This is a genomic window from Vibrio splendidus, from assembly GCF_024347615.1.
Lineage (GTDB): Bacteria > Pseudomonadota > Gammaproteobacteria > Enterobacterales > Vibrionaceae > Vibrio > Vibrio splendidus.
The window spans coordinates 1734309-1754878 of sequence record NZ_AP025509.1; the positions used below are offsets into that span (position 1 = coordinate 1734309).

The following is a 20570-nucleotide window of genomic DNA, read 5'->3' on the forward strand; positions in this document are numbered from 1 at the left end:
CGTCAATTTTAGCAAACCTTCATAATCGCTGAGTTGATTTTTCATATACGCCAGAAAAGAAAAATGTCGCATCCATGCGACATTTTTCTTTTGGCGGCCAAACCAGTTTTGCTATATCCATTCTAGATTTCAATCCATTAGGAGATTATTCAGAATGTACTTATAAGACGCTGTTAATGTTGATTAGTTCCCGTTACGCCGCATTTTTTTTCGATTTATTTTCTAAGTCGAATGACGCTGCGATTAACTTCTTGGTGTAGTCATTTTTTGGTGCATTGAAAATCTCTTCTGCAGACCCTTCTTCCATCACTTCACCCTTCTGCATCACCAATACACGATCCGACAGTGCTTTCACTACCGAGAGGTCATGGCTGATGAACAGGAAGCCGATATTGTGCTTGGCTTGAATGTCTTTCAGCAGGTCAATCACGGTCAGTTGTACTGAGCGATCGAGTGCTGAAGTAGGTTCATCCAGCAAAATGAAAGAAGGTTCAAGAATCAGCGCGCGAGCAATCGCGATACGTTGTCTTTGTCCGCCAGAGAACTCATGCGGATAACGGTTTATTGAATTCGGCTCTAAGCGAACTTCAATCAATGCTTTGCGCGCTCTTTCTAAACGTTCTTGCTTGGATAGATGAGGTTGATGCACCGTTAAGCCTTCGGTGATGATTTCCCCAACTGTCATGCGTGGTGACAAAGAACCATAAGGATCTTGGAACACCATTTGGACATCTTTCTTGAGCTTGTGACGCTCTTTATCACTTAATAAGCTAACGTCTTGGCCTTTGTAAACAATACGTCCGGTACTTGGCAGCAAGCCGATTAACGCTCGTCCCAGTGTTGATTTTCCTGAACCGGATTCACCAACAATACCCAAGGTTTCGCCCTGTTTAAGATTCAACGAAATGCCTTTTACGGCTTCGAAATACTGACTTTTACTCTTGATGAAATGTGATTTAACCAAGAACTGAACTCGGATATCGTCAGCACACAATAGCTCTGGGGCTGACGCCTCAACAGGAACCTTAGCGCCTTTAGGAATCGAGTTAATCAGCATGCGTGTGTAATCGTGTCTTGGATTCTCGAATAAGGCTTGAGTCATCCCTTCTTCAACTAGCTCACCTTTGCACATCACCAGAACACGGTCGGCAAAATGTTTTACTACGCCAAGGTCATGGGTGATGAACAAAATTGCCATGCCCATTTTGTTTTGGATTTCTTTGATAAGAGAAAGCACTTCCGCTTGTACGGTCACATCCAATGCGGTGGTGGGTTCGTCGGCAATCAAAATGTCGGGCTCGTTGATCAAAGCCATCGCAATCATGATGCGCTGCAACTGACCGCCTGAAAACTCATGCGGATACTTGTTGTAAGCCTGCTCTGGCATTGGTAAATGCACAAGATTGAAGAGCTCTAGCACACGCTGTTTTGCTTTTGATTTCGATACATTGCGGTGACACATAATGGCTTCCGCCACTTGTGTGCCCACGCGCAGGTATGGGTTGAGAGAGGTCATCGGTTCCTGAAAGATCATGCCGATTCTGTCGCCACGAATCGACTGCATTTCTCGTTCAGTCTTGCCAAGTATTGATTGCCCCTCAAATTCTATTTCAGATTGAGCATCAATGATGGCGTTATCAGGGAGCAAACGCATGAGTGCGTTAGAAGAGACTGATTTGCCTGAACCTGATTCACCAACAATGGCCAAGGTTTCGCTAGAATTAAGGGTAAAGTTAACCTTTTTTACCGCATCAATGATTCCATCATTGGTTGTGAAGCTAACGGAGAGGTTATTGACTTTAAGAATGGCCCGGTCCGACATGATATATCCTTATCAATTTAAGACATTAGGTGAAGATTTCACTTCTGACGTGGTTTTAAGTTGCCCAAAATGGTGATGAGCACGTTGAATTTGTTCTAGTTCGAGCATCCAATACGAACTGCGTTGAGCACTGCAAAAAGCGATCAAGTGATTGAGTAGATCTTCACTCTGTTTTTCCAGCAGTGAATAGGTGCGTTGGATCAGTTCTGTGCTTTCGAGAGAGATAAATTGCATCAGTGCGTAAGACTGATTCAAGGTGTCGAAGGCTTGCTGATGATGGCCTAAACGGTTGAAAATCTCTGATTGAGCGACACTTGCGTCTCTAAGCCCTGCAAGTAGACAGGCAAATTGGCAGGGCTTGATGTCGCTTTGGTATGCAGCATCTTGGATGTGGTGAGGAAGAGACGTTAGAACATCACCATACAGGCGCTGTGCTTCTGGCCAGTGACCTTGTTCCATTAACTGTTCAGCTTTTAGGTAGTGCATCCAGCATCGTTCAATTTCCATATCCACATCCTCAATTTATAATATCTGAAAATGTTAATGATATTTATTATCAAATGCAAATTAAAATCATTCACATGTTAAGTTGGTAAATAAAGTGGCCGGTTATTCTTAAAAATGGCTCAAATTGTGCGTTATTTGCTCAGTTGAACAGCGATGTTGCGTAAGTCACTAAATTTATAGGAAATTACATCTACACTGATTTTATCTACACCCAAGTAATGAAGGACTAAGGAGGCGGCGATGGCGATGCAAAGACTCAATACAGAACAGCTGTATAAGGTAGCGGAACTCGATAAGCTACCATGTAAGTCGACCAAAGAACTGGCTCCAATTGACGAAATCGTCGGGCAAGAACGTGCACAAAAGGCCGTTGAGTTCGCGATGTCAATCAAGGAAAAGGGTTACAACATTTATGCGATAGGGCGAAATGGTTTGGGTAAGCGCACCATGATTTTGCGCTATCTAAACCGACACACTCAAGAGGTCCAAGAGCTTTTTGATTGGTGTTATATCGCGAACTTTGAAGATATTCGTACACCGAAGGTACTCAAGTTGCCACGTGGCGTGGGCAGCAGCTTAAAGCAAGACATTGAAAAGCTGATGCGTAAATTGCTTAAAGCCATGCCGCTCGCATTCGACAATGAGATGTACTTTAGCCGTGCAGATAGGCTTAAAAACCAATTGGCCACGAAGCAACAAGCTGCACTCGAAACAATTAGCCAAGAAGCGAAAGACAAAGGCATCAACCTGACGATTACTACTCAGGGTGATTACCAGTTTGTCGCAATGAATGGGGATGATCTTCATACCGAAGAGAGCTTCGATCTGCTTTCGCCGGAAGAGCAAGACCAGTTCGATAAAACCATTGATGGATTGGAGGTGGGTCTACGAACCATTTCTCGCGAATTGACCGAGCTTGAAGAGACGTATACAGAGAAAATTCAAAAGCTTAATGATGATACGGCGCGAGATGTGATCACGCATTTCATCAAGCAGTTGAAGCAAGATTACAGCCAATATCCAGATATCAAAAAGTACCTGACGGCACTGCGTAAAGACATTGTCGACAACGCAGATATTTTCTTGGAAGAGAGCACAGAGCAAGCAGAAGTTGCGACCGCCTCTTTGGATAAGAAAATGCCGCGTCGCTACAAGGTTAACGTGATTGTGAGCCAGAAGGAGGAGACGCTGCCGATCGTGGTTGAAGAGAATCCGAATTATCACTCTCTGTTTGGCTATGTCGAGACGGCAACTTTTAAAGGCACTGTATTTACGGACTTCTCATTGATTCGCGCAGGTAGCTTACACAGAGCCAATGGCGGTGTGTTGTTGATGGATGCGGTTAAAGTCCTCGAACAGCCTTATGTTTGGGAAGGCCTGAAGCGCGCGCTACGTTCGCGTCAATTGAGCTTCACTTCATTAGAAAAAGAGGTCACGTTAACGGGAGCGGTATCGCTTGATCCAGAACCCATTCCATTAGACGTTAAGATCATTTTGTTTGGTGATTACCGCACTTATCAACTGCTGCAACATTACGATGCGGAGTTCGGTGAACTGTTCCGTGTCACAGCCGATTTTGAAGATGAGATGAAGCGTACTGCGGATTCTGAAATGCATTATGCACGCTTCATTTCGAGCATCGTACATGACAACAACATGCTACATTGTGATCGTAAAGCGATTGCTCGCATCATTGAGCACAGTTCTCGTCAAGCGGGTGACCAAGGTAAGTTGTCGCTGCACTCGGCACACATTGCGAATCTGCTTCGTGAGTCAAACTACGTAGCGAGAGGCTCAAAATCGAACTTGATTCGTGCAACGCACGTCGACCAGGCGTTATCTAACCAACAGATGCGTGTTGGACGATTGCAAGACAGCGTAATGGAAACTTTCACTAACGGTACAACGCTTATTCATGTTGATGGCCAAGCGGTAGGGCAGGTTAATGCGCTTTCAGTACTCAGTACTACCGATCATATGTTTGGTGCGCCGAACCGAATCACGGCTACCACAGCTTACGGTGATGGTGAAGTGATTGATATTGAAAGAAACGTAGACCTAGGTGGCAGTATTCACTCGAAAGGGGTGATGATCTTGTCTGCTTATCTTTCTTCAGTGTTTGGTAAGACAGCCAAAGTCCCGCTCACCACTAACATCACCTTCGAACAATCGTACGGTGGCGTCGATGGTGACAGTGCGAGTATGGCCGAGTTTTGTGCGGTGGTGTCTGCGTTTTCTAAGCAGCCAAACCGCCAAGATATTGCGATTACCGGCTCAATGAACCAGTTCGGTGAGTCTCAGCCAATTGGTGGTGTGAACGAGAAAATTGAAGGTTTCTTTGATGTGTGTGAAATCAAAGGACGTTCAAACGAACAAGGGGTGATAATCCCACGTTCGAATGTTCATAACTTAATGCTGCGCGGTGACATCGTGAAAGCGGTTGAAAAAGGTGAGTTCAATATCTGGGCGATTGACCATGTCACAGAGGCGATTGAACTGTTCACTGGCAAAGCCGCAGGTGAGGCAAGTGATGAGGGTAGCTATCCAATTGATACTATCTTCGGTATCGCTCAAGCTAAACTGAACGCACTGCGTAAATAGCTGTATAGCTAGACTAGATAGATAGATAGATAGATAGATAGATAGATAGATAGATAGATAGTTAGCTTATGCCTAGATAAACAGATAAACAGATAAAAACAGCCAAAACGCAAAAGCCATCGATTCTAGAGTCGATGGCTTTTTTATTGGTTGCGACTTTGCTCGCGAGTGAGTGGTTTGTATTTGGTCAATTCACGAATTAGACGAGCGCAGCGTGTTAAATGATCTTAGCCGTTTCGTAAGCAGAGCTTGGTGCCATCGAACTTCAATTTTGCCAACAAGTGTTTAGCGTTAGCTCGGCCAATATCATCAAATTCCACACCGTATCGAGCGTAGTGCGTCGATTTTTGCAGATTACAGATGATTCCTCTCAATGGAGGGATAAGAGGGCCATTGTAGTTCTCAGGTGTAATTTCGATAGACACTCGATCGGCAATCTGAATTGCACGAGAGGTCGGTGAGGTCACAAAACGACAACCACTTTTCGATAAGTCTCTTATCTCACAGTTTGCTCGTTGGTCGTTGAAGATAATTCTTGAAGCCAAGTTCACTTCATAGCGTGTTTCTTTACGCAGCTGAGTGACTTGCATCGTGCTTGGTGTCGAAAGCACAAGAATAGGGAAGGGTTCACCAATCTTATGGTGAATTTGGCTTCTAAAGTGAATAAGTGCGCCTTCACCTCGTAGAGAATAGGCACGAGCGGTCATCCAAAAACCTTCTTGAAAGAAAAAATTCAGATCTTCATTGGATACCTCGGGAACCTCAACCACAATACAGTTATCACTGTGCGTACCGATAAACTTGGTGGTGGCGAGAAACTTAGTGCCAACCGGAGTCGAGACATTTAATGTCAGTTCACTGCCGTGCTCAATCATGGCCAGTGCATCGGTGCTGTTTATCGTAGAAACGGTGCGGTTACGAGGGTCTTGAAGTGCCTGATTATGCTCCAAAGGCTTCTTCAGTGGTGCGTTCATTATATATTCTCCATGCGCCAACATGCGTCTGTTAGTTATATTGGTAACTTGCTAACAAGGGGTTATTACGTGCTAGATTGAGTAGGCGTACTCACATAGATTTATAGAGTGCCTTTTATCATTGCTGTTTTTATATTAAGCCGATGGCACTGAATTAACTACTTTGTTTGTAAGTACTTAGTTTTATTTATATGCACTTGCGTTAGTCTATTACAAGGAACTCATACTTCAAACTTTTATTGTTTGTCGTATCAATTATTTGCAGGAGTTGAGAATGCAGGCAGTAAAATGGGATCAAGAAGTGAACCAGATCACAGTTGAGCTAGAACCCAACCAGTTCGCGGTCGTTAAGTATCAAAAGGACGGAGATGTACTACATATCACTTCGACACGAATCCCTGATGAACTACAAGGCAAGGGCTTTGGCAAGGTGATGATGGAGTCGGTCTTGCCTGAAATTGAACAAGCAGGTTTCAAAATTGTGCCAGTTTGTAGCTATGTCGTTCACTACATGAATAGGCAGCCTCAGTGGTCACATCTTCTATCTGATAAAGCATAGCAACGAGTAATATGTCTCAATCAATATCGTCAAATAATCGGGCTCAACCTGAAGCGAGTTCAAGTCAAAATCAGCCAGAGCTTTATCAACAAGAGTTTTATCGAAATGAGCTTTATCAAAAAATAGCGACCTCGTTGGGTTGTCATGAAGGGTTTGATGTCCAAGTGATTCAACGCCTGTGGGGTGGATATGGCGAGTTAGTTCGCTTAGTCTTTTCTCAAGAAGGCCATGCTGAACTGAAAAGTGTGATTGTTAAACATGTCGCGTTGCCAGATAAAGCAGAACACCCAAAGGGTTGGAATACCAAACTCTCTCACCAACGAAAGGTGCACTCTTACCAAGTGGAAACGGCTTGGTATCAATCGTTCACTCAACAGTGGGATGAGCGTTGCCCTGTACCTGCAGGGCTGCATTGTGAGTTACAAGAGAATGAATGGCTGATTGTGATGCAAGACTTGGCCGAAATCGGCTTTCCGTTGATCTCTCAGTTTGATGTGCTTGCTGCCTCTGACGATCTGGCAACCAAAGAGACTCAGCTTGAACTGGCGTCTGGTTACACACTAGAAGAGCAAAATCAACGTGATGCCTGCCTAAAGTGGCTTGCTAATTTTCATGCGAAGCATATCCATATCGACCACGAACAATCAGCCTCATTGTGGCAAGTCGGCACATACTGGCATTTAGACACACGCCCTGATGAGTTTAATGCCTTGGCCGACTTACTATTGAAGAGCCAAGCCAAGCACATTGACCGTTTACTTAAAGAGTGTCCATATCAAACCTTAGTCCATGGCGATGCCAAGCTTGCCAATTTCTGTTTTGATTCAGAAAGCCAAAACGCAGCTGCCGTCGATTTCCAATATGTGGGTCATGGTTGTGCGATGAAGGACGTGGCTCTATTTATGAGCAGCGCGGTTAGGCCACAAGATTGTGCAGAGCTTGAATCACAGATGTTAGAGACTTACTTCCGATACTTGGAAGAGGCATTGGCGTACTATCAACCACAGCTTTCGTTCGATGAAGTCGAAGCCACTTGGCGACCAATGTTCTATGTGGCGTGGGCTGATTTTCAACGTTTTGTAAAAGGTTGGAGCCCAGAGCATTGGAAGATCAACCCGTATACTGAGCAATTGACTCAAACGGTGATTGAGCAGCTAGAAAGCTCAGAATAAATTGCCTGATATCTGCAAACCAAATAAGAAAAAATCGCCCAATTTATGATTGGGCGATTTTGATTTTATCTAGCGTGTGTTTTTAATTCGTTAGGCTATCAGCTTCTGTCGTTCGTGTGTAAGCGAGCTTATTGGCAAGTTTGAGTTTGTTATTGAATCCCTCTTTATCAATATCTCCCATTACACGCGCAGGCTCTATTTCACCGCTGGCGGGTGAGTAAAAGAAAATCGCTGGTGGGCCAAATACATTCTTATCATTAAGCCACGCCATTTGCTCTGGAGAGCTTTCTGTCACATCAAGCTTTATTGTCTTCCACTCTTTAAGTTGTTGGCTCACTTGTTGGTCGTTAAACACATTGTTTTCAATCACTTTACAAGAGACACACCAATCTGCGTAAAGGTCGACTAGCACCTTTTGGTCGCTGCTCGCTGCGGTTTGCAACTGTTGTTCTAGCTGAACAATAGAGTCTGTTTTTTCAAAGGGAGTGATTGCAACGGATTGGACTGACGCTCTGTTTGCAAGCGGATTTAGAGGGTCTGTATTACCCAAGAAGAATCCGAAAAATAGAATTAACCCGTAACCCAGTGGCAGCAAAGCAGAAAACTTACGAGTACGCGCCCAACCCGGTTGTGCGGCTTCTAAAGCACCGAAATGCACACCGGAACCGATAGCAAGCAGCGCCCATAAGATCATAATAATCGATGGAGCGACAAAGCGGCTCAACAGGACAATAGCAACAGCTAACAACAGCACGCCAAACACTTGCTTAACTGAAACCATCCACGCGCCACTTCTTAATAACAGACGTCCACCACTTGCGCCGATAGCGATAAGCGGTATGCCCATACCAAGCGCCATAACGAACAGAGTCGCTCCGCCAAACACCCAGTCTTGAGTTGTTGAGACATACAGCAACGCACCAGCCAATGGAGCACTGACACAAGGTGACACAACCAAGGCTGATATTGCGCCCATGGCAAAGACACTGGCGATCTTGCCGCCGCCAAGTTTGTCTGAGCCGCTATTGAGCTTTTGCTGCAGGGCGGCAGGCAGTCGGAGTTCATAGAATCCGAACATCGCCAATGCGAGCAGAACAAAAACCGCTGCAAAGCTACTTAACAACCAAGGCTGTTGCATCGCGGCTTGCAGGTTGACCCCTTTTGCCAAGGTGGTGACTAAGATCCCCGTTATGGCATAGCTGGTCGCCATACCCAGAACATAGGAACTGGAGAGTGCCGCACCTTTCTTGCCTGTCATCGCTTTTTCGCCACCGATGATGCTAGCCAAAATCGGAATCATCGGCAGTACACATGGCGTTAGGGACAAGCCTAGACCAAGCAAGAAGAACACAAGAAGCGCTTGTAACTTACCGGCTTGGGATAGGAACGAAGATAAGCCATTCGTATCCTCACTGATCTCACCTAGGGTTTGATATAGAGAGTTTGATGGCTCCTCAACCAAGGTTTCAGCTACGGTTTCGAGCATCGGTAAATCGAGCACTAACTTTTGCGGCAGGTAGCAAAGTCCTTTGTCTGCGCAGCCTTGATAACGCACGGTGAGTTTCCCACTTCCTGAGTAAGGAACAGTAACGGTAACGGGCTCGTGAAACACGATGACGTTACCAAAGTTAGGATCCTCTTTCTTTTCACCTGGCAGCGAATAACTCGGTTCTAACGTAGATAATGACGACTCACCTTTGAACGAAAATCGAGATTGATACAGGTAGTAACCCTTGTGGGTATCAACGCTGATTACCGCGCCTTGAACTGTGGCTTCCCAAGTTACGGGGAAAGCTTCTTCAACAGGAAGAAACTCGTTTTCTTGAGCATGCAAAAAGCCGCTAAACAATAGAATTAACGTAAGTAGGTAGCACTTCATGGATGAAGGAACTCCGTGTTTTGGTGAATGTGTAATTGATCGTCGATGTAGATAACAGCGCTGTCTTCAGGTACTGATATGTTGGGATTCAATGTCAGTGAAGTACTGAGCACGCCTGCTTCTAATGTGGACGACGAGATAGCGGTAACAGAAAGGATCTTCTGCTCGACATCTTGCTTTGACAGAATATGAGAGGTGGTCTTGTCACCAAATTGCACTTGGCGTTCACTGTGAGCTGAGGTCGTGAGCGCTGCGTTCGTTAACGGAACGGCGAAAAATGGGGTCTTGTTGTCTCTTGGATCTAAGACAGCAATGTTAAATGCCGAGCCATCCGGTTTGGTTCCCAGCGCATAGATGTCACCGCCAAAATTCACTAACATCGACGTCGCGCCGAGCTGTTTGCCGATCGCTACGGCTTGGTCGACGGCGTACTCTTTGATGACGCCGCCAAAATCGAAACGAGTACGGGAATCAGGGACGTGTAGCCTTGTCTTTTGTAGATCGACAGTCCCTTTCAGCTCCCACGCTTGCTTACCCAAAGCAGAAGACAGGGCTTGGAAAGCATGACTGTGCAACATCTTCGGCTTTTGTTTTAAAAGATGTTTGATGCTGCCAACCGTAGTATCAAAGGTATCGAAGGTCAGTTGACTTAATCGGTCGAGGTGTTGGAAAACCTCAGCAGATTCAGAATCGAGTTCGACATCACATGATGCTCGCTGATTAATGTGCTGTGTTAGCCATGAGTCGTCGCAGTAGAAGTTATATTTGTCTTCCAATCGGCGTGTGTTTTGCTCTATCTCAGTCGCTATTGCTGTTGCGCTTGCCTCTGGAATGTTAGCCAAATCCATCGACAAAATTTGCACTTCACACGGTACGGTCATGGCATGAAAGCGATGTACAAAGGGCAGGTTAGAACTCATAGGTTGCTCCAACAGCCCACCACTGTGCTTCAAAACCGTTGCTTTGTTCGTAGTACGCAGCAAGCGCATTTAAGCGTAACTTCTTATGTACCTTGATACTCGCACCTAGTTCATAGGCATTAGCTGTGAAGTTGCCTAAGCGAAGGTCTGAAGTCGCGTAACCTGACGATGCAAAAGAAGGATCGGCACTACTTGGATCGCGATAGAAATCGGCTGCATCTTGCGTGTACCAGAAATAGCCCGGTGCCAAGGTTAACCATTCACTCACTCGCCAAGATAATTTGCCACCTAACTGGTGAGACATTACGCCCCAATCATCCATAAACCATTTGTATCTTGGTCGGATTTTTAGACTGTCGGACACTGAGTAAAAAGCTTGGATATTAATACCGCCAGAGAGTCGCGTATCCGGTCGAGAATCTTGTCCCAAGAACACTTCATCATCATCGATCTTTCCGTCGTCGTTGATATCGACTTCACGCAGAACCGTTAAATAGTGATTGCTCAAATAGCCACTACGGTAACCCGTGTAAGCAGTAAAAATGCTGTATAGATTCGGCGTGAAGGTTTGTGATAATCCGGCTTCTAAACTGCCCGTGAAAATGTCTTCCCAGCTCTGGCTGTTTGATGAAGCCAACGAGTATTTGCCGAACGCTTGAGTCTGATCGAAAAGGGCAGAGCCACCTAGACTGTAAGAGCGGTTTTTAGTGCTATCGGCATAGACCAAACCTTTGGCATTGATACCAAGGCTTTCGTAATCTTCTTCTTGAGAGGCGTTACCACCGAGAGTCCATTCATTACGTAAGGTATCGCGATAGGTCGCGCTTAAGCTGATGGATTTTCTAGTGTCTTCAAGGCCTACTTTTTGGATTTCATAGCCACTGCGGTGAGGATCATAGCCTGCACGAATAACCTCGTCGGTTTTATTCTGTGCTTGTTGAGTTTTCAGGGCGCGGTTTACCTGATCGGCATTGGAAGCAGGAGGTGTTGTAGGCCCCCATGCTGGAGAGGCGCCTGAAACACTGTCGTAGCTTATCTCTGCGTTGAGTGTCCAATCTAAGCCGATACTTTTCTCAATCGAAACCATGGTGTCATTGGCTGATACTCTGTCATCGTATTCCTCATAGCTAAGGTAATGAACAGAGATATGATCTTCAGCTAATGCCACGTTAGCCACTGCCGCTGCACTCAGCAGCGTAATTGGTAATTTTTTCATTTTTTTCTTATTTTGTTTTTTTAAATACTGATTTGTTCGTTGATGGATCGGTTAGTTACAACCACAGCCACCGCCACCAACACCACTGCCGCCGACGGAACCTTGTTTGTAAGCGAACACCTTTTCAGAAAAGACGTCGAATTCAGGCACCGTGCCACCGGGTTTCATCTCTTTTTGAGCCAATGTGCCTTTTTCCCAAGGCTTTACGGGTTCAATACCAAGGAACTCATCAACGAAAGCCAAAGCAGAAGGTTTGTTACTCTCTTCTGGTGCTTTCTGTTCGATAACCAGTTGCTTTGCCTTGGGTTTAACCATTTCAATGTTTCGTCTGGTCGCACGTTTTGCTTCTTGGTTTGAATAATCACCGCCACTTGAATAAACGGTGCTAGAGATGATCTCCTCTTCAACGAGAGGACCTTCGTTTTTGTCAGTGGCTTGCTGCTCAACGGGCTTTTTGCCCAGACCACTGAGGTCGAGTTCTAGCGTGGCATTAGCCGTCATTGGAATCGCGAGTAGCCCAACAAGGGTGACTTTGATTAGCATTAAAGTTGCACTCCCATCTTGGTGAGGTCATCAGTAATCACGTCACTAATGTGGTTAATGGCACCAAAACGAATCTTGATAACCTTGCCTTGGTAGATGTAGTAAAGCGCAGGCATGCCGATAGGTTTAAACTCTGCGATCAACGCTTGTTCAGGGTCGTTAACAATAGGGAACTCCAGTCCGAGTTGTTTTTGAAACTCCAAGCCAACCTCAACATCTTCATCCACATCAACGCCTTTAAACGTGACGCCTGTGCCTTTGAGTTCGGTGTAGAGTTGATTAACTTCTGGTAGCTCTTCGCGGCAAGACACGCACCACTCTGCAAAGAAGTCGACAATGGTCAGTTCATCCTTGTTGAGTTGAAGTTTTTCGATGACGTCTGGCGACAACGAATCCCCTTCTTGATAAGCCATTGCAGGTAAAGAAAGGCACAGCGCCAATAGCGTTAGGGCTCGTGTAAACATGTTTTTCTCCATATTGTTTTTAACTTGTTTGTTTTTAATTCAATGCTTAAATTCAGGTGTTTCGAATCAAACGCTTTGTTTGGATTAGCGAGTGAGTTTGATGGTTGCCGAGTATTCAACCGCTAAAATATCGGAAAAATACTCGTTGAGTTGGGTGGTATTCGTGGCACTAAATACACGTGATGGGTTCCCTGCACAACGCTCGAACTGGGCGATTCGAGATGAGCTGACGCCATAGCCGATGAAGTTCATTTCGATGCCATATTGATTGATTGCGGTAGTACAGAACCCTGCGTTAACCAGTTGGTCAAACGTGTCTCCTTCGTCAGCACCGTCGGTGAAGAGCACTAGCTTTCTTCTGGTTTCAGGTACTGTGCTGACGTTGATTCCCCATGCTTGTTGCCAGCTAGGGATCAGTTGTCTCACTCCCCATAACAAGCCGTGAAAAGAGCGAGTACCGCCATTTGCTGTTAGGCTGTTTATCGAGTTTCGGACGCGAGAAAAGACGCTGGTTAATGGCAGTATTGGTGAGCTTTGGTTACAGTCAGATAACCAGCCGTTGGGCTTCGCAAACTTCACGGGCTGTTGCGAATGCAGAGTCGCGAGGTTATCGACGGTCAGAGCTGCAGAGAAATTGCCATTACGATAGTTAAGCCCATCGATACAGTAGATACCGGCTGCTTCTTTGGATAACCAAGGTGGGCGCTGCGCTGCGACTCCAGAGTCGAAGGGAACAATTGAAATACTCACAGAATCTAAATCGTTGGCGTTATTGCTCTGAGATTGAATCGTATTCAATGCATTGGATAAAATGGATTTCAACGACTGGATGTTTGAACCCATCGACCCAGACACATCAAGTACTAAAACCAGCTCCGTTGGAATCGAAAATTGCTTGCTTTCAACCACACTTTTATAACCACCACCCGTCGCCGTTACCTTGGTTGCATAGCTCTCATATTGGAAGTTGGGCAGTAAGGGTGACAATGAATAACCTAGGCTAATACGGCATTCTGAGCCTATGATTTCTGGTTCTAAGCCACTCACACCTTTTAGGGTTGGCTGATAGTACTCTTGGTAAGCCCGCATCATTGGGAGTGTGGCTGTATCAGCAAAGGCACAAGCTAATGCGGCAGAATCGGCGGCTTGCGCTGCTCGGTTTGAAACCATTACTTGAGCCGAGATCATCAGGGTGCCAACGGCAATGAAAAGCGCTGGAAACAGTAACGCCAAGAATGAAATGGTCATGGAGCCTTGCTGTTTTTTAAGCGCAATGCTGCCGAATATTGGTTTAACCATAATGCTTTCCTATCACGGCTGATGAACTTGAGAGTGTTTTAGGAAGATTGAGTCGCTTGTAGTCAAACGGTGTATTCACACATAAAGTGAGTTGAACCAAGGTGGATGGTCTTCCAACTAACGCAGGGTCGCCGCTACCCTCAACGATAAGTGTCTCTAGTTGATCGATGGGTGTGTACTTTTGACAGATGATCCCGGCATGGATGTGCTTGTATTCCCAGTTCGAAGCAGTGGTATCAAATACACGGCTTTCAAGTACCAGCCCAATATCGCTGCGCTTGATGTCTTGCGGAAGATAACGTTCGGCGAGATCGAGAAGCTGATCCTTTAACGTATTAGGTAATCCGTTTGGGCCTTGCTCTGGTTTTAGTTGCGTTAGTGAAACGGCGTTGACTAAGTTATATGTCACGCTGTCGAGTTGAGTCTGCAGGCTGAATAAGCGATAAACGGCAACAAGCCCCCACAAAATGATCATGAGTGCGAGTACAACGAAGGGGAATTCAATCGCTGCTGAACCCGCTTGTTTTTTTCGAGGTGTTTTATTTGTTGTCATAACTAACCAGTACCTTTCTTTTCAAGGTTGTCATGTTGCCGATAGACTCAGAAAACTGAGTTGATAGATTAGGTAATAAGGCAAATGAAAATGAGTAAGACACCTTGTACTCGCCTAACACTGCTCTGCTTTTGGATACCGGTTTCTCATTAACTAAATCTGAGAAGTTTTCGGCGTATAGCGGCGATGGATCCAAGACGAGCTTGCTCTTATCTATCAGTGGGAACTTTGCGATAGTCTCGGCAAAAGCTTGGTCTGAAATAGGACTAATCGGCCGTGTCTTGGCCTCACGAACACCCGCATTAACGGCTACATCAAGGATGATGTTGACCAACAGCAGGCGGCAGATCTCAAAGAACCCGATGATCAGTATCAGGAACGGTACCACCAACATTGCAAACTCGACGGTCTGTGCACCTTTTTGACGTGAGAGCATCACTGTTCTCCTTGCTCAGTTTTAGCAGCAAGCTCTTGGTAATACAGACTATTGTTGGCGAGCTCAGGTTGAGATAGATGTGCACGAGCGATACTTTTCGCGGACGCACTGTCTCCAGAAAGCGCATAAGCCAGTGCTAGATTGAGTTGCAGTTTTACGCTCGCTTCACCTCGGACAAAGATCGGGTGCAGAATGCGGATCCCTTGTTCTGGTTTACCATCGAGTATCCAAGCCATGGCTAAGTTGTTGCGATACTCATTACTGGATGGCATCAAGCTGAGGGCATGAGAGTAAGATTCACGCGCTTTTGAATACTGCTTATTGAGCGAGTAACTTACGCCTAAACTGTTGTGGGCGACATCATCAGTTGTAACTAATCTGACAGATTCTTCGAGTGCTGATGTGGCTTGTTCAAGCTCACCAAGCGCCAACCACGCGCGGCCAAGTTCTCTGTAAATCGCGCTCGATTGATTAAGCTCGATACCGTGCTTTAGATAATGCAGTGCCTCATCATAACGACTGGCTTGATTCGCAGCGGACCCCATTAGCAATAGTAACTGTGGGTCATCAGGCTTCGATATCAGCATCTTTCGGTACAGATCCATGGCACTTTCTGGTTTGCCATTCATCAGTGCAACCTCGGCGACTTTCATATCTTCAGAGGTCTCTTTTTCAACGTTATTCGTTGACTGACAGCCAACCAAAATTAGCGCTAAACCCAAGAGAATGATCTTGTTCATAAGCCCCCCAGAGTTTGTTTAAGGGATAACATGATTGGCACGACAATAATGCCCACGACAGGTAACATGATGAAGACCACTAAAGGGAATGACATCTTGGCTGGTATTTTTCCTACCCACTCTTCAAGCTCTAAGAAGTGATATTGGCGGCTATCAGAGGCAATCAGCTTTAACGCTTCAGCGAGAGGCGTACCGTATTGAAGCGCTTGATTCATGGTGGTCACAATATTGTTGATGTCAGGAAGCTGGACTCGTTTGTCTAGGTTTGAAAGTGCCGTTTGTGGTGAATCAAGAACCGATATCTCAGTCGCAGTGAGTAGCCATTCTCGTGACAGTGCTGGAGAGATCGCACGCATCTCTTCACCGACACAGCGAAATACCGCTTCGAGTGTTAGACCTGATGCGACACATACCACCATCAGATCGACGGCATCAGGAATAACGCGGCTAATTTGCATTCGGACTTGGTTCACGCGCCAATCTAGAATGCGGTCAAACAGGATGCCAACCACAATGGCGATTGCGATACATTCGGCCACAGAGTTCATGTTAAGCACTTGGATTCGAGTGACATACCAAGCAATAGATCCCGTCACCATCGTCAGTAGTCTTAAGCCAAGAAAATAGATCTCTGCATTAGGACTCAACCAGCCAATGAGGATTAACTTCTGGCGTCGTGGTTTTGCACCTTGGAAGCGCCATTTACTTGAAGCGGTGGTGTACTTTGAGGAGTCGCTCGATACGCGAGTCAGTCGCTCAGCGACAACATCTCGTTTGAAAGAAGACAAGTGTACGACAACTGTCAGTAGTAATGCACATCCCAACAGAAGCAAGGCAACATACATCATGATGAGAACCTTCTGTTACGAGTCAGAGCGTTCAAAATGAGTGTGCCTGAGCTGATGCTAACGACGGCGTAGGTTAGTACCCGCTGTCCCGACTCTGTGTTGAACAATTGGACTATCATGGTGGGTTCCATCAAATAGATACCACTCAATAACCCCAAGGGTAAGATAGAAAGAAAGAGGGCTGTCATACGAGGCTCCGAGGTTAAGCTTTTGACCTTTTTTCTCATCGCTCGATTGTCATGCATGGTTCTGCTTAAGCTTTGAAGAATGTCGCGCAGTTGGCCACCATTCGATTGATTCAGGATCAACGCGACCGAGAAGTAGCGGAAACTGCTGTAAGGAAGGCGAACGCATGCATCATCGAGGCTTTGTCGAAGGCTTAAACCGAGCGTTAAGTTATCGCGAATATAGGAGAACTCACGTCCTAATAGCCCTGGTTGGGTTTCTGACACTTGTTCAATCGCTTGTGGGACTGAGAGCCCCGCAGCTACCGCTCTAGAAATTAAGCCAAGTACATTGATGATGCCTTGTTCGAACTCTTCTACCTGCATTTTTCGGCGGTACATCACCAAGGCACATGTGCATACAAACCAAAGTCCAACAGCGGCGAAAAGTTGATGATGCATTGCCATTTGGGGAAATAACATGTGGCCTGATGCTGGGAAGCCGATAGCTGATAAGGCAATAAAGTACTTATCCCAAACTGGCAGCAATGCATTCATTCGTAAAAAGAAAGCATGCAGTTTGTTGCTGCGCTGGTGGTTGGTTTTTTTGATTGAAACGTCAGCTGTAAGCGAGCGTTGACTGCCGCTTACCAATAACAGCCGTTTATTGACGATGGCTTGCTTTGAGCTCAACCTGATTAACCCGATCGCGATAAATAAAACGAAAACAGTGAGAACTAAGATCATCAGGCTTCAAGCTCCATCGCTACTCTTAGTTGAGCATCGAGTTGGTGGTATTTGGCTTTTTCATTGAAGCTTGGTACGCACTTAGCACTCTTGTATTCGCCAATCAGGTTGCCTTGTTGATCCTCCGATAAAGGCTTGAATTTGAACAAGTCTTGAGTGATGTATTGTTCTCCTTCTAACCCTTGCACCTCGGTGATCGAAACAATGCGTCGTTTGCCATCACGCATTCTTTCGACTTGGATAACGACATCGATGGTGTCTGCGATTTGGCGGCGCAATGAGAACAGAGGCAGAGTCGCTTGGCTCATCATCAACATGTTTTCCATACGAACGAGTGCGTCAGTTGCCGAGTTTGCGTGCAATGTACACAGTGAACCATCATGGCCGGTGTTCATTGCCTGCATCATTTCAAAGGCTTCATCGCCACGAACTTCGCCTAAAATGATGCGATCTGGTCGCATACGTAGAGCATTTCGCACCAACTCTCGCTGGGTAATTGGCGTTAAGCCTTCGGCATTGGCTGGGCGAGTTTCAGCGCGCACAACATGAGGTTGCTGTAAACGCAGTTCTGCGGTGTCTTCAATGGTAATGATGCGTTCTTGAGGTGAAATGCTAAAAGACATCGCATTGAGCAGTGTGGTTTTACCTGCACCAGTGCCTCCCGCAACAAGCACATTAAGGCGTGAGCGAACAATAATATCGATAAGCTTAACCATCGATTTCGACATTGCGCCAAACTGAGCCAATTGGCTGAGTGTTAGCTTATTCTCATTGAATTTCCGGATGGAAATGTAGGTTCCATCAAGCGCTAGCGGTGGGATCATCACATTGACACGGCTACCATCATCCAATCGAGCATCGACTAATGGATTCGATTCATCGATTCTTCGCCCGACCTTGCTGACGATGCGTCGCGCTAGGTTGAGAAGTTGTTCTTCATTGCGAAATTGAACTGCCGTTTTTTGCAATTTTCCTGAGCGTTCTACGTAGACTTCACGGTACCCATTGACCATGATGTCGGTAATGCCTTGGTCTTCAATTAAGGGCTGCAGTGGGCCTAATCCTAGAAACTCATTGAGCAATTGTTCCACTGAATGAGCGACATCTTTGTGACCAAGCGGTAACTGCTTAGAGACCACGATATCTGACACCATTTCGGCAATTCTAGCTTCAAGATCGGGTGCGCTTAAGCTCACTACAACCGATGGATCGATCGCCTTGATGACCTCTTCATGAATCACATGATAATGCTCACGAACTGAGGGTGTTGATGAGAGGGCTTCATGAGACCGAGCTCTATTCGTTACAATCGGATCTATGGCTTGTGTGTTCTGACCAAACATTATGCGCCTCGCTTCCAAAAACGGCGGCTGCCTTGTTGCGGCTCACCAGTGACTAGTTCAAGTAGAGAGTTAAACGCGAGCTTCACTTTCCTATTGCCTTTATGGGCAGGCTGACCAAGCGATGACTTGCTCAAGAAATGGTTAGGCAAAAATGGAATCATGACGTCTACGGATGTACCGAGTGATTTCTTCACATCATTGACCGAAATAAGGGATGCGGAATCGGACTTACAATGGTTCAACACCACAATGGTTTGTGAAGCTGCTTGGTTTTGAAGTCGTTTGATTATCTGGCCTGCATTGCGAATGGAGCTGAGTGTAGGCTCGACCACAATGATTCGGATATCGGCACTTTTAAGCGCTTCAAAGCCAACCTGGTCACGCAATGAATAGGTCGGAATGTCGATCAGTAAGTAGTCTGAACTTTGCAGGCAGAACTTTGTAAACTGATCGAATGCACTCTTTTGTGGCCAAAATGGTGTGGTGTCTAAAGGTAGATAACCGGTAAAGAGCGTGTGCTCGGGTGACACACTGATCCCACTGCGCTCAAACACGAGAGGTTCTAATCTTTCTGGGTATTGTAAAAGCTCTACCAACGCCGTGTTGCCTTCGACATTGAGTAGCAAATCTAAATCACCCATCGAAAAATCGAGGTCCATACAAGTTACTCGTTTATCGAGTTCGGCAAGCTGCTGCGATAACGTCGCTATAATGGTGCTGCTTCCTGAGCCACCTTTTGCACTGACAATGGAAACGATTTTTTCATTTCGTTTTTCGTTGTTGAGTTGCAAAGCAGCAAAGGAGACGTGTTCAAGATCTTGTGGTGTCACAGGGTTGACTAAATAGTCACTGGCACCGGATGCGAGCATTCCACGGTAAGCAAAAATTTCGGTTGAATGACCAATCGCGATAACTTGGCACCCAGTACGTTGTATTAAACGTTGCACAACCTGTTTCGACTCTGGCAATTCGCTATTCAATACATCGAGGAAGATGGTTTTAACGTCATTCTTAAGTACCTCTCTCACTACGTCATCTTCTTGATTCGAAGAGGTTGTGATGTTGTTGATACCGAAATCATTCAGTGTGTATGTGAGCGCTAATGTATCGAGTTGCTCCGATGCCGCGATCAGTACCGTTAAGTTGTGTACTTGATTCATTGCGAACCTCCTAGCGTGGTATTCGAAGAGCCAGAGTTTGTCTGTTGGTTTTGTGCTGGTGGCGCAAAGTAGTTATCGATGCTGGACACCGCTTTTTGTCCTTGTGCACTGTCGATGGGCTGACCAACTATCAGGTCTTTTGGATTTGCGACCATTTGCGCCAGTGCATTGGCATTCGCACAGCCAAAATTGCGCTGAGTACGATAAGCGTTGAGTGTGGTTCTTGGTGTTTTACCCGCGTCACATGCCGTTACTTTGGCACGATAAGATTCAACAAAAATCGTGATGTCGCCTTTACCTTGCGCCGCAGTGTCTGACACTGAAATTTGCGAAGGGTAGAGCCCTGACTCGATCAGACGAAGCCTAACTTTTTCACTTTGGCTTTCTCCTTTCTGAGTCGTATTTTCAATCTTGACCATTAAGTTGGATAGCGTGCCTCGGCGAGCAATAAAGTCAGAGATATCAGCTTTCTCTTGAGCCGATAACGTTTTGCCCGACAGTGTTAAAGTCAGTTTGTTTGTCACGGACACCACATCCACAGAAGGTTGTTGGGTTGTAGGCGTTGGCGCGCAACCCGCAAGCGCAATGAGAGCGGGCAGTAATAAGGATAATTTGTTCATGAT

At 45.9% G+C, this 20570-nt stretch carries 20 protein-coding genes; 3 read left to right on the top strand and 17 right to left on the bottom strand.

The window, feature by feature from the left end; translation table 11 throughout:
* Positions 1–193 precede the first annotated feature (193 nt).
* Positions 194–1822 carry an ABC transporter ATP-binding protein gene (locus OCU90_RS24815; protein WP_061021276.1) on the bottom strand — a complete coding sequence of 543 codons (1629 nt, stop codon included), beginning with the start codon at positions 1820–1822 and terminating at the stop codon, positions 194–196.
* 12 nt (positions 1823–1834) lie between these two features.
* A complete protein-coding gene (locus OCU90_RS24820; RefSeq protein WP_004732800.1) occupies positions 1835–2329 on the bottom strand; it encodes a hypothetical protein in 495 nt (164 codons plus the stop codon).
* Positions 2330–2569: 240 nt separating this feature from the next.
* Here OCU90_RS24820 and OCU90_RS24825 point away from each other — a divergent pair, with 240 nt between their 5' ends.
* Positions 2570–4930, top strand: coding sequence for a Lon protease family protein (locus tag OCU90_RS24825; RefSeq protein WP_017083022.1), 2361 nt, complete (start codon positions 2570–2572; stop codon positions 4928–4930).
* Positions 4931–5157: 227 nt separating this feature from the next.
* Here OCU90_RS24825 and OCU90_RS24830 read toward each other — a convergent pair whose 3' ends face one another.
* On the bottom strand, positions 5158–5904 hold the full coding sequence (locus OCU90_RS24830) for a flagellar brake protein (RefSeq protein WP_004732802.1): 747 nt from the start codon (positions 5902–5904) through the stop codon (positions 5158–5160).
* Positions 5905–6178: 274 nt separating this feature from the next.
* Between OCU90_RS24830 and OCU90_RS24835 the strand changes: the two genes are divergently transcribed.
* Positions 6179–6463, top strand: coding sequence for a GNAT family N-acetyltransferase (locus OCU90_RS24835; RefSeq protein WP_004732803.1), 285 nt, complete (start codon positions 6179–6181; stop codon positions 6461–6463).
* 11 nt (positions 6464–6474) lie between these two features.
* Entirely contained in the window at positions 6475–7635 is a 1161-nt protein-coding gene (locus tag OCU90_RS24840; RefSeq protein WP_061021278.1) for a phosphotransferase, read from the top strand.
* An 82-nt stretch (positions 7636–7717) separates the two neighbouring features.
* On the opposite strand, the gene dsbD is transcribed toward OCU90_RS24840, so the two are convergent.
* The 14 genes from dsbD to OCU90_RS24910 form a co-directional block, all read right to left on the bottom strand.
* Complete coding sequence (gene dsbD, locus OCU90_RS24845; protein WP_061021280.1) at positions 7718–9514, bottom strand: protein-disulfide reductase DsbD; 1797 nt, start codon at positions 9512–9514, stop codon at positions 7718–7720.
* Complete coding sequence (locus OCU90_RS24850; RefSeq protein ID WP_061021281.1) at positions 9511–10434, bottom strand: FAD:protein FMN transferase; 924 nt, start codon at positions 10432–10434, stop codon at positions 9511–9513. The genes dsbD and OCU90_RS24850 overlap by 4 nt, the downstream gene beginning before the upstream one ends.
* Positions 10424–11650 carry a DUF3570 domain-containing protein gene (locus OCU90_RS24855; RefSeq protein WP_061021283.1) on the bottom strand — a complete coding sequence of 409 codons (1227 nt, stop codon included), beginning with the start codon at positions 11648–11650 and terminating at the stop codon, positions 10424–10426. Before OCU90_RS24855 ends, OCU90_RS24850 begins: the two co-directional genes overlap by 11 nt.
* A gap of 51 nt (positions 11651–11701) precedes the next feature.
* Positions 11702–12193 carry a DUF4266 domain-containing protein gene (locus OCU90_RS24860; RefSeq protein WP_004732808.1) on the bottom strand — a complete coding sequence of 164 codons (492 nt, stop codon included), beginning with the start codon at positions 12191–12193 and terminating at the stop codon, positions 11702–11704.
* Complete coding sequence (locus OCU90_RS24865) at positions 12193–12657, bottom strand: TlpA family protein disulfide reductase (protein WP_061021285.1); 465 nt, start codon at positions 12655–12657, stop codon at positions 12193–12195. Before OCU90_RS24865 ends, OCU90_RS24860 begins: the two co-directional genes overlap by 1 nt.
* Positions 12658–12741: 84 nt before the next feature.
* Positions 12742–13956, bottom strand: a complete 1215-nt coding sequence (locus OCU90_RS24870; protein WP_061021287.1) for a vWA domain-containing protein — start codon at positions 13954–13956, stop codon at positions 12742–12744.
* Entirely contained in the window at positions 13949–14509 is a 561-nt protein-coding gene (tadF, locus tag OCU90_RS24875; RefSeq protein ID WP_061021290.1) for a tight adherence pilus pseudopilin TadF, read from the bottom strand. The genes OCU90_RS24870 and tadF overlap by 8 nt, the downstream gene beginning before the upstream one ends.
* On the bottom strand, positions 14496–14945 hold the full coding sequence (locus tag OCU90_RS24880; RefSeq protein WP_004732812.1) for a TadE/TadG family type IV pilus assembly protein: 450 nt from the start codon (positions 14943–14945) through the stop codon (positions 14496–14498). The genes tadF and OCU90_RS24880 overlap by 14 nt, the downstream gene beginning before the upstream one ends.
* Positions 14945–15685 (bottom strand): tetratricopeptide repeat protein, encoded by a 741-nt coding sequence (locus OCU90_RS24885; RefSeq protein WP_017088354.1) that lies wholly within the window; start codon positions 15683–15685, stop codon positions 14945–14947. The genes OCU90_RS24880 and OCU90_RS24885 overlap by 1 nt, the downstream gene beginning before the upstream one ends.
* Positions 15682–16533, bottom strand: a complete 852-nt coding sequence (locus OCU90_RS24890; RefSeq protein ID WP_061021291.1) for a type II secretion system F family protein — start codon at positions 16531–16533, stop codon at positions 15682–15684. The genes OCU90_RS24885 and OCU90_RS24890 overlap by 4 nt, the downstream gene beginning before the upstream one ends.
* On the bottom strand, positions 16530–17444 hold the full coding sequence (locus OCU90_RS24895; protein ID WP_061021293.1) for a type II secretion system F family protein: 915 nt from the start codon (positions 17442–17444) through the stop codon (positions 16530–16532). The genes OCU90_RS24890 and OCU90_RS24895 overlap by 4 nt, the downstream gene beginning before the upstream one ends.
* The gene (locus OCU90_RS24900) at positions 17444–18787 is read right to left on the bottom strand and encodes a CpaF family protein (protein ID WP_061021295.1); all 1344 of its coding nucleotides are present in this window, start codon (positions 18785–18787) and stop codon (positions 17444–17446) included. Before OCU90_RS24900 ends, OCU90_RS24895 begins: the two co-directional genes overlap by 1 nt.
* Entirely contained in the window at positions 18787–19947 is a 1161-nt protein-coding gene (locus OCU90_RS24905; protein WP_004732817.1) for an AAA family ATPase, read from the bottom strand. The genes OCU90_RS24900 and OCU90_RS24905 overlap by 1 nt, the downstream gene beginning before the upstream one ends.
* Positions 19944–20567, bottom strand: coding sequence for a CpaD family pilus assembly lipoprotein (locus OCU90_RS24910; RefSeq protein WP_004732818.1), 624 nt, complete (start codon positions 20565–20567; stop codon positions 19944–19946). The genes OCU90_RS24905 and OCU90_RS24910 overlap by 4 nt, the downstream gene beginning before the upstream one ends.
* Between the last annotated feature and the right edge of the window lie 3 nt (positions 20568–20570).

Coding starts and splice junctions, on each gene's coding strand:
- OCU90_RS24855 (WP_061021283.1), bottom strand. CDS start 11,650: ATGAAAAAATTACCAATTACGCTGCTGAGTGCAGCGGCAGTGGCTAAC.
- OCU90_RS24840 (WP_061021278.1), top strand. CDS start 6,475: ATGTCTCAATCAATATCGTCAAATAATCGGGCTCAACCTGAAGCGAGT.
- OCU90_RS24905 (WP_004732817.1), bottom strand. CDS start 19,947: ATGAATCAAGTACACAACTTAACGGTACTGATCGCGGCATCGGAGCAA.
- OCU90_RS24825 (WP_017083022.1), top strand. CDS start 2,570: ATGGCGATGCAAAGACTCAATACAGAACAGCTGTATAAGGTAGCGGAA.
- tadF (WP_061021290.1), bottom strand. CDS start 14,509: ATGACAACAAATAAAACACCTCGAAAAAAACAAGCGGGTTCAGCAGCG.
- OCU90_RS24820 (WP_004732800.1), bottom strand. CDS start 2,329: ATGGAAATTGAACGATGCTGGATGCACTACCTAAAAGCTGAACAGTTA.
- OCU90_RS24880 (WP_004732812.1), bottom strand. CDS start 14,945: ATGCTCTCACGTCAAAAAGGTGCACAGACCGTCGAGTTTGCAATGTTG.
- OCU90_RS24885 (WP_017088354.1), bottom strand. CDS start 15,685: ATGAACAAGATCATTCTCTTGGGTTTAGCGCTAATTTTGGTTGGCTGT.
- OCU90_RS24865 (WP_061021285.1), bottom strand. CDS start 12,657: ATGTTTACACGAGCCCTAACGCTATTGGCGCTGTGCCTTTCTTTACCT.
- OCU90_RS24870 (WP_061021287.1), bottom strand. CDS start 13,956: ATGGTTAAACCAATATTCGGCAGCATTGCGCTTAAAAAACAGCAAGGC.
- OCU90_RS24910 (WP_004732818.1), bottom strand. CDS start 20,567: ATGAACAAATTATCCTTATTACTGCCCGCTCTCATTGCGCTTGCGGGT.
- OCU90_RS24900 (WP_061021295.1), bottom strand. CDS start 18,787: ATGTTTGGTCAGAACACACAAGCCATAGATCCGATTGTAACGAATAGA.
- OCU90_RS24850 (WP_061021281.1), bottom strand. CDS start 10,434: ATGAGTTCTAACCTGCCCTTTGTACATCGCTTTCATGCCATGACCGTA.
- OCU90_RS24835 (WP_004732803.1), top strand. CDS start 6,179: ATGCAGGCAGTAAAATGGGATCAAGAAGTGAACCAGATCACAGTTGAG.
- dsbD (WP_061021280.1), bottom strand. CDS start 9,514: ATGAAGTGCTACCTACTTACGTTAATTCTATTGTTTAGCGGCTTTTTG.
- OCU90_RS24830 (WP_004732802.1), bottom strand. CDS start 5,904: ATGAACGCACCACTGAAGAAGCCTTTGGAGCATAATCAGGCACTTCAA.
- OCU90_RS24860 (WP_004732808.1), bottom strand. CDS start 12,193: ATGCTAATCAAAGTCACCCTTGTTGGGCTACTCGCGATTCCAATGACG.
- OCU90_RS24890 (WP_061021291.1), bottom strand. CDS start 16,533: ATGATGTATGTTGCCTTGCTTCTGTTGGGATGTGCATTACTACTGACA.
- OCU90_RS24815 (WP_061021276.1), bottom strand. CDS start 1,822: ATGTCGGACCGGGCCATTCTTAAAGTCAATAACCTCTCCGTTAGCTTC.
- OCU90_RS24895 (WP_061021293.1), bottom strand. CDS start 17,444: ATGATCTTAGTTCTCACTGTTTTCGTTTTATTTATCGCGATCGGGTTA.